This window comes from Vibrio sp. MED222, assembly GCF_000153005.1.
GTDB lineage: Bacteria > Pseudomonadota > Gammaproteobacteria > Enterobacterales > Vibrionaceae > Vibrio > Vibrio tasmaniensis_A.
On sequence record NZ_CH902609.1, the window covers coordinates 368,021 to 376,236 of the forward strand.

Genomic DNA, 8,216 nt, shown 5'->3' on the forward strand with positions numbered 1-8,216 from the left:
GAAAGGCGTATAAACAACAAAGCCCCAGCAATGGCTGAGGCTTATTTGGTATTACGCACGTCTTCGTTATTTCACACACATCACATTAAGTAGTGAGGAGCCTTTAAGCTGGTTTACGTTACCGTTAGTAAACAGGCCTTTTTTATCTGCTCCCCAATAAGGTAGATGCATTGGCCAGTTCTGATTTTCCATGACCTTCGACCCTAAGAGACTTTGCCACTGCTTTTCAGTCAACAGCGTCATATTAATCTTATCACATACTAATTCGGCACTGTCGTAATCGAGTCGGCTCCAAGGTTTACCTTGCTCCATATAAAACTGTTGTTCATCACCTAAAAGATAAGGAATCGCATATTTACTACCCGCAACACTCGCTGTCATGCGTATTTCAATGTTCAGATCATTGTCTGAATTTGCACCATGACTAGGGAAAGCTTGAATGGCAGCAGCACTCGCGACTGCAGTTTTTTGAGCAGCAGCTATCGGCTTCGGCGCTGGTTTCGCTGCTACTTTAGCCTTAACTGGGGGTTGATGCTTAACCGTTTTTGGCTCTGCCGTTTTTGACTTCATTGCTTTGGTCACGACCGGTTGTGAAGAAGAGGTCTTCGATTTATCAACCATACGAATAAAGGCTTCGCCATAGCCAGAAACCTTACGTACCTGAGCTAAGTCTTTTCTCGCATCAGAGAAAGTAGAATAAGGACCAATTAGGCAGCGATAGTCTCCACCTTCGGGCTTCATCCATACGTTAGTTGAAATCTTCTCATACAATGGCTTTGCTTTGCTCAGTGACAAAGGCTTATTCAACAAACCACATTGAACCCAAAACAGCTCATTATCTGAATGATGTTTAGGCGCTTTACTGCCCCAAACACCTTTACCAATCGGACATGATTGTTCTAGCTGTGGTAACTGATTGGTGCTTGCCTGAGTCGCATCGCATAGAACCGATTCGGCATTAACTTGGCTTGATCCCAACAGGGATGCAGCAATAAGCCCCATACGATAATTTCTAACCACAGCACGACATACAACATTCATTGTCAACTTCATAACCACCACTTAAACCCTCTAGGGGTTAATTATTACCGAGCAGGCGTCGATAAAACATGAATTCCATTTTAAGTACTATTGACTCTATCAATGGTACTAAGTTCCAAATTCATTAAGCAAAAAAAGAGCCGTAATTGCTTACGACTCTTAGTTTAGTGATTTTTTTTACTAAAAATCAAACTGAACTATCACCCTTTATAGATTTTCGGGTTAAACACGTCACGTAACCAGTCGCCTAGTAGGTTGATAACTAGAACCAATGTCACCAAAAGCACACCTGGGAATGCAGTGATCCACCATGCTCCTGAGAAGATGTAGTTAAAACCAGTACTAATCAGAGCACCCAGTGACGGTTGGTCGACAGGAAGGCCTAAACCTAGGAAAGAAAGTGCCGCTTCTGACATGATGGCATTTGCCACCTGTACTGTAGAGATAACCAAAATCGGTGATAAACAGTTAGGCAGAATATGACGGAACATGATACGAGGTGCTCTAAAGCCCATCACACGTGCCGCTTCTACGTACTCTTTCTTCTTCTCTGCTAATACTGATGCACGAATAGTACGCGCATACTGCGGCCATTCTGCGATACCAATGATCACCACCAGCATCACCACAGCGTATTGTGCATAGAAATCACTACCGAAACTTGCCTTAAAGATGGCCGAGACAATGATCGCAACCATCATGGTTGAGAACGAAAGCTGAACATCAGCGAAGCGCATCAAGAAGCTATCAATACGGCCACCGAAGTAACCTGCAGACAAGCCAATGATGATACCAAGCGTCAGTTGTAGACCTACCGCTAAGAAACCAATAGTCAGTGATAAACGAGAACCGTAAAGCATAGTCGATAAAATATCACGGCCTTGCTCATCCGTTCCTAGCAAGAAGCGTTCTTCGCCGTCTTCCATCCATGATGGTGGAAGTTCTGAGTCCATGATATCAATCGATGTCACGTCGTACGGGTCTGTTGGCGCTAGGATAGGTGCAGCTAGAGCCATCACCAAGAAGATTGAGAAAATGGCGAAGCTCACCATTGCCACTTTGTCGCGTAAGAAGTAATACACAATGTCAGATTGCTTAAAACGTTCCCAGCGAGACGGCACTGTCGATGTCTGTTCCATGATTATGCTCCTTTCCCTGTGATGTTAACGGTTGGGTTGATAACACCGTAAAGCAAATCAACAATCGTGTTAGTCACGACGAAAATAAGACCAACAAAAATAACGTATGCAGTAATCAGTGGTGTATCTACACGGTTGATTGCTTCTAAGAATAAGAAGCCTGTACCTGGCCACTGGAAAACAGTTTCCGTAAGAATGGTGTAAGCCACCATCGTACCAATCTGAACACCACCAACGGTAAGTACCGGTAGCATGGTGTTTTTCAATGCATGTTGGTAATAGATTTTGTTTAGCGCTAGGCCTTTCGCTTTACCAAACTTAATGTATTCAGAACTTAGAACTTCTAACATTTCAGAACGAACTAGACGAATAAACAGCGGCAGCATGATAGATGCCAGAGCAATACTCGGAAGTACTAAGTGTGCAAGGCCATCTAGCGTTAAGAAGCCAGACTCCCAACCAAACCAGTTGGCCGTATCACCACGTCCAAATGACGGCAGCCAACCGAGCTCGATAGAGAACACATACATCAGCATGATTGCAGTTAAGAAAACAGGAACCGAGATACCGACACTACTGCCTGCCATAATCAATTTGGTAAAAAAGCTTTTTGGGTGAATCGCAGAGTAAACGCCGAGTGGGATCGACATACAAACAATAATTAAAGAAGCACCAAATACCAGCTCCAGAGTTGCCACTAGTTTATCTAGAATCACATCAACTGCAGGTCGCTTAAAGAAGTATGAAGTACCAAGATCACCCTGTAGAGCTGCGCCTACAAAGCGAGAGTATTTTGTAACGAAGGGATCATTTAAGCCGAGTTCATCGCGTAGCGCTTGACGCTCCGCCTCTGAAACAGATTGACCGACTAACTCACGTAACGGGTCGCCCAGGTTATCCTGAATGGCAAACGCCACCAAACTGATCACAAACATCACTATCAGTGCCTGAAACAGGCGCTTGACCAGAAACGTAACCATTCCTTGCCCCTTATCTATCCATGACTATCTAATCGAAATCCGCGACTAGACAACAAAAAATTCAGTCTTAAAAAAGGTATTTAGCCAGACTGAAGGAAGACCAAATACCGAAACTTAAATCTATATCTTAATAATATTGAGAGCCTGAAAGCTTCAGGCTCTCGATTCTAGCAAGCTAGATTATTTTACAACTAGGTCGCCGAAGTAAGGCATAACCATTGGGTTTACTACGTCTGCTGCACCTACGTTAGATTTCGCGCCCCACGCTTCACTCTGCCAGTGTAGAGGAACGAAGACTGCATCGTTGTAAAGTGTTGCTTCAACGCCTTTCAGCATCTTAGAACGCTTAACTGGGTCAGTTTCAGTATTAGAAGCTTCTACAATCGCATCCATTTCTGGGTTTGAGTAGCCAGAACAGTTGTATTGACCACGGCCAGTCTCTTCGTTACGAGTCATTGTTAGGAACTCGTTGAAGTTAGCTGAATCTTCAGTATCTGAGTGCCAGCCGATCATCATCATGTCTGCTGAACATAGATCAAATTCTGGCCAGTACTGTGCTTTAGGCATTGTCTTAAGATCAACTTTGATACCAATCTTAGACAGCATTGCCGCAGACGCTTGCGCAACTTTCGCATCGTTCACGTAACGGTTGTTAGGCGCTGCCATAGTTAGTGTAAAGCCGTCTTCGTAGCCCGCTTCTTTCATCAGCTCTTTCGCTTTTTTCAGATCGTAACGAGGAACTAGATCTTCGTTGTGACCCGCGTAGCCTGTTGGGCTCTGCTGACCAGCAGCTGTCGCGAAACCTTTCATGATTTTCTTAACAATACCTTCATTGTTAATCGCATGAACGATTGCTTGACGAACGCGCACATCTTTCAGTGCTTCGTTGCTGTTTTGGTTCATTTGGAACGTAATGATACGAGTACCAGGTAGCGTTACTAGATCGATGTTCTTAGCTTTTTTAACACGCTTGTGATCGTTTGGCGCAACAGGGTGAATCATATCAACGTCGCCAGAAAGAAGTGCTGCTACACGCGTTGCATCTTCTTTGATTGGCACAAGTGTTAGCTTGTCTACGTTACCTTCAGTTTCTGTGTCCCAGTAATCATTGAAACGCTCGAACGTTACTTTAACGCCTTGCTCACGCTGCGTTACGATAAATGGACCAGTACCAGAAACGTTAGTCGAAGCAAACGAGTTACCGTGCTTAACTAGCTCAGATTTGTCATTACCTTCCGCTGTTTGACCAGAGTAGAACTTGCTGTCCATTGGGAAGATGTAGGTTGCTGTTTGTAGTACTAGTGGGTAAGCCGCTTTTGATACTAGCTCAACTGTGTAGTCATCCACTTTTACCATTTTTTCGTATGGCGTGAAGATAGACTTAAAGTCTGGAGAAGCTTGTAGACGTTCAAAAGTCCACACAACATCATCAGCAGTCAGTTCGTTACCAGAGTGGAATTTCACGCCTTTACGTAAGTTAAAGCGGAAAGTCGTTTCATCAACACGCTCCCAGCTAGATGCTAGGCGGCCTTCAAAATCCATCTCTTGAGTGAAACGTACTAGAGGGTCAAACACCATGTGAGACATTTGCAGTGTGCCACCAGACAGCTGCTCGTGCGGGTCAAGTGATACCGGGTCAGCTGCGTAGCCAACGGTAATATCTGCTGCTGCTGCACTAAAGCTTAGGCCAGCTGCCATTAAAGCTACTGCTAATTTGCTTTTCATGGTTTTCATTGCATAACTCCTTCATGCGGGAATCCAGATCCCTAGTTGTTGTATTTGCGTCTGTTTATTGTTTTTAGCAAGCTAAACTCCAGCCTGCTGATTTTTATACCGCGGCTTGTGCCACTGCTTTTTCTTCTCTTAAACCTGTAAATTCAGGCATTAAAGAAATTAGGTGTTTGCTGTATTCATGCTGAGGCGATTGGAATAGCTGCTCAGTTGGCGCTACTTCCAATAGTTCTCCCATTTGCATCACACCAACACGATCACACATTTGGCGAATAACCGGTAAATCGTGACTGATGAACAGCATGGTTAGGTTGAGCTCGTCTTGTAAATCTTTTAATAGGTTAAGGATCTGAGCCTGAACCGACACATCCAGCGCCGAGGTAGGTTCATCACAAATCAAAAGACGTGGACGAGTTGCCAAGGCGCGAGCGATAGAAATACGCTGACGTTGGCCACCTGAGAATTCGTGTGGGTATTTAACCCCAGCCATCTTGCCTAAACCAACGTGCTCTAGCAGGTCGTTAACGATCTGACGAGTTTCATTCTCGTTACGCGTAAGTTTATGGAATCGGATCGGCTCAGCAATGATGTCGAATATCTTCATTCGAGGGTTCATTGATGTATAAGGGTTTTGGAAAACCATCTGCATTTGACGACGCATTGGGCGACGTTCTTTTTCAGATTTAAGTCCCGTAAGATCAACGCCTTCAAACGTTACCTTGCCTGAGTTAGGTGCGTACAAACCAGCAATCACACGAGCAATCGTTGATTTACCCGAACCAGATTCACCAACAAGACCAAAAGTTTCACCTTCATGTACTTCAAAGCTCACGTTATTTGACGCCTGAACGTACTCTCGACGACTCTCAAAGAAAGAATCCTTGGTAGTAAAGCGTAAGTTTACATTTTCAACATTCAACAGTGGACCAGTGTAATCACGGTGATCTTGGCTTTGACCCAACCAATGGTTTTTCACATCAAGTGGTTCCATCTCATGTGCTTCTTCGATGTAGCTCACAAGAGGGAAACGATCAAGTTTACGATCTGAGCGCGGAACCGCGGAGATAAGACTGTGCGTGTAAGGGTGTTCAGGAGTACCAAGGACTTTCGCCGTCGGACCAAACTCAACCAAATCACCACGATACATAACGGCTACGCGATCGGTAACATTAGATACCACACCCATGTCGTGTGTGACCAACATACAACCTACATTCTTCTTAATACATAGGTCGCGAATCAAACCCAAGATCTGGTCTTGAATAGAAACATCCAGTGCGGTTGTTGGTTCATCAGCGATGATTAGGTCAGGTTCACCTGCCAGTGCGATCGCGATAACAACACGCTGACGCATACCGCCAGAGAATTGGTGTGGGTACTGCTTTAAACGGTTTTCTGGTTGCGGAATACCAACTTGGTTCATCAAATCTAATGAGCGCTGGTAGGCTTCTTGATCCGAAACCTTCATGTTGGCATGAATCGTCTCTTTTAACTGCTGTTCTACTGTGAATAGAGGGTTAAGAGAAGTCATTGGATCTTGGAAGATAAAACCAATCTTTGAGCCGCGAACAGAACGCATCTGTTCAGGAGATAAGCCTGAAACTTTTTCACCGTCCAGAAATACCTCGCCGCTAGCAATGCGACCAGGAGGGCTCAGCAAATCGATCACAGCATTACCTACTGTTGATTTGCCTGCACCAGACTCGCCTACAACGCCAACAATTTCACCACGTTCAATGTTGAACGAAAGTGATTTCACTGCGGCGTGAACTCCATGACGAGATGGGTATTCGATACGAAGATTTTTTACTTCTAAAAGTGACATTACCAGACCTCTACTGCTTTGGCAGCTCTCTGCCCTGTCTGCAAAATTGAATCCATTCTTACCAGAATATTGTTCTGATATTTTATACGGTTGACAATTTGGCAAATAATTCACAGAAAAGCAACAAAAATAGGATAAAAAGTCGACATTAAACGCTTAGCAAGTAAAAATGCCACATAAGTATTCACTCGAAGAGCATATAGTAATGAAAACCAGCATTATATTTCCAATAATAAATACTCACAAACCCCTTACTACTGCGTACTTGTAGAGTTAAACATATCATTCAAAGCACATATCCCCACCAGTCACCAAAATCAAATAATTATTCCAAAAAACAATTAACACTATAGAAACAAACGCTAACTTTACCAATTTAAGCAAACAAAACAACCAGATAAAACCAACCCAACAACATATTCAACCATATGAATTTTTTGATAAATACAAACAAGAAAAACGAAAGATTTAATAAATCAAAGGATTTTTTAAACAACAAGATTCGAAGAAATCTGTCAAATACAGGCCTTAGAGAACATATTTAACGTCAAATTTCACTTTTCATAAAAATCCCTAGACCAAACCTATTAATTTGTCGAATAATTGGTGGTGGGTTTTATATAAAATTAGATATCGATCTGCACATTTGATAAAGCAAACCGCTCCGTATAAGCACCATAATGAAGATAAAGGGTAAGAGCCTGCCTTGTTATATGGAGGGGGAGATTTACGGAGGTGACATCAGGCAAGATGTCGAAGCGGTTGAAGTCCCAGCATTCAAAATTGAGGATTACTGAAACGAGAGATGTAAAAAAGCCCCGTAATTCCTGACACGGACGACTAGTTGAGGCTTCTTAAGGTGGTCAGTGAAGAGACATCCTTTGAACATCAGACGAACCCCACTTGGGTTCCAACCTAGAGATCTACAGATGAAAAAAAAAGCTCATCATTTCTGATAAGCTTTCTTAAAGGTGGTAGGTAAGGTGGTAGGTGAAGAGGGGGTTGACGCGGCAGGGCTCCCTGCGGACTGGCGATCCAGCCCACGACCCTCTGGTCTCAAATTATCTAAATTCCAGGCGTAAAAAAGCCCCGTCATTTCTGACGAGGCTTCTTAAGGTGGTCGGTGAAGAGGGATTCGAACCCCCGACCCTCTGGTCCCAAACCAGATGCGCTACCAAGCTGCGCTATTCACCGAGACGTTTCGTTTGATTTCTCAAACAGGGAACTTCAATGAAGTTACCAAAATTAATGGGGTGGCTAACGAGATTCGAACTCGCGACCACCGGAATCACAATCCAGGGCTCTACCAACTGAGCTATAGCCACCACTAATCTTTTATATAACCGCTTAAAAGGCGATTATTGAAATAGTGGTCGGTGAAGAGGGATTCGAACCCCCGACCCTCTGGTCCCAAACCAGATGCGCTACCAAGCTGCGCTATTCACCGACTAATTTTGTATCGACTCTTGGGAATAATGAATCAACACTGGAAGCCGAAGC

At 43.8% G+C, this 8,216-nt stretch carries 5 protein-coding genes and 3 tRNA genes; all 8 read right to left on the minus strand.

Features of this window, described 5'->3' with window-relative positions:
* Positions 1 to 66 precede the first annotated feature (66 nt).
* Entirely contained in the window at positions 67 to 1,053 is a 987-nt protein-coding gene (locus MED222_RS05455) for an SPOR domain-containing protein (RefSeq protein ID WP_032555304.1), read from the minus strand.
* A 188-nt stretch (positions 1,054 to 1,241) separates the two neighbouring features.
* Positions 1,242 to 2,180, minus strand: coding sequence for an ABC transporter permease (locus tag MED222_RS05450; RefSeq protein WP_004735541.1), 939 nt, complete (start codon positions 2,178 to 2,180; stop codon positions 1,242 to 1,244).
* Positions 2,181 to 2,182: 2 nt separating this feature from the next.
* Positions 2,183 to 3,160, minus strand: coding sequence for an ABC transporter permease (locus MED222_RS05445; protein WP_009848074.1), 978 nt, complete (start codon positions 3,158 to 3,160; stop codon positions 2,183 to 2,185).
* Between the two features lie 180 nt (positions 3,161 to 3,340).
* Positions 3,341 to 4,894, minus strand: a complete 1,554-nt coding sequence (locus tag MED222_RS05440; RefSeq protein WP_009848075.1) for an ABC transporter substrate-binding protein — start codon at positions 4,892 to 4,894, stop codon at positions 3,341 to 3,343.
* 94 nt (positions 4,895 to 4,988) lie between these two features.
* Positions 4,989 to 6,716 (minus strand): dipeptide ABC transporter ATP-binding protein, encoded by a 1,728-nt coding sequence (locus tag MED222_RS05435; RefSeq protein ID WP_009848076.1) that lies wholly within the window; start codon positions 6,714 to 6,716, stop codon positions 4,989 to 4,991.
* Positions 6,717 to 7,833: 1,117 nt separating this feature from the next.
* Positions 7,834 to 7,910 (minus strand) — tRNA-Pro (locus tag MED222_RS05430).
* Between the two features lie 55 nt (positions 7,911 to 7,965).
* Positions 7,966 to 8,041: transfer RNA gene (locus tag MED222_RS05425), tRNA-His, on the minus strand.
* A gap of 45 nt (positions 8,042 to 8,086) precedes the next feature.
* A tRNA-Pro gene (locus MED222_RS05420) sits at positions 8,087 to 8,163 on the minus strand.
* Positions 8,164 to 8,216 lie beyond the last annotated feature (53 nt).

Coding starts and splice junctions, on each gene's coding strand:
- MED222_RS05455 (WP_032555304.1), bottom strand. CDS start 1,053: ATGAAGTTGACAATGAATGTTGTATGTCGTGCTGTGGTTAGAAATTAT.
- MED222_RS05450 (WP_004735541.1), bottom strand. CDS start 2,180: ATGGAACAGACATCGACAGTGCCGTCTCGCTGGGAACGTTTTAAGCAA.
- MED222_RS05445 (WP_009848074.1), bottom strand. CDS start 3,160: ATGGTTACGTTTCTGGTCAAGCGCCTGTTTCAGGCACTGATAGTGATG.
- MED222_RS05440 (WP_009848075.1), bottom strand. CDS start 4,894: ATGAAAACCATGAAAAGCAAATTAGCAGTAGCTTTAATGGCAGCTGGC.
- MED222_RS05435 (WP_009848076.1), bottom strand. CDS start 6,716: ATGTCACTTTTAGAAGTAAAAAATCTTCGTATCGAATACCCATCTCGT.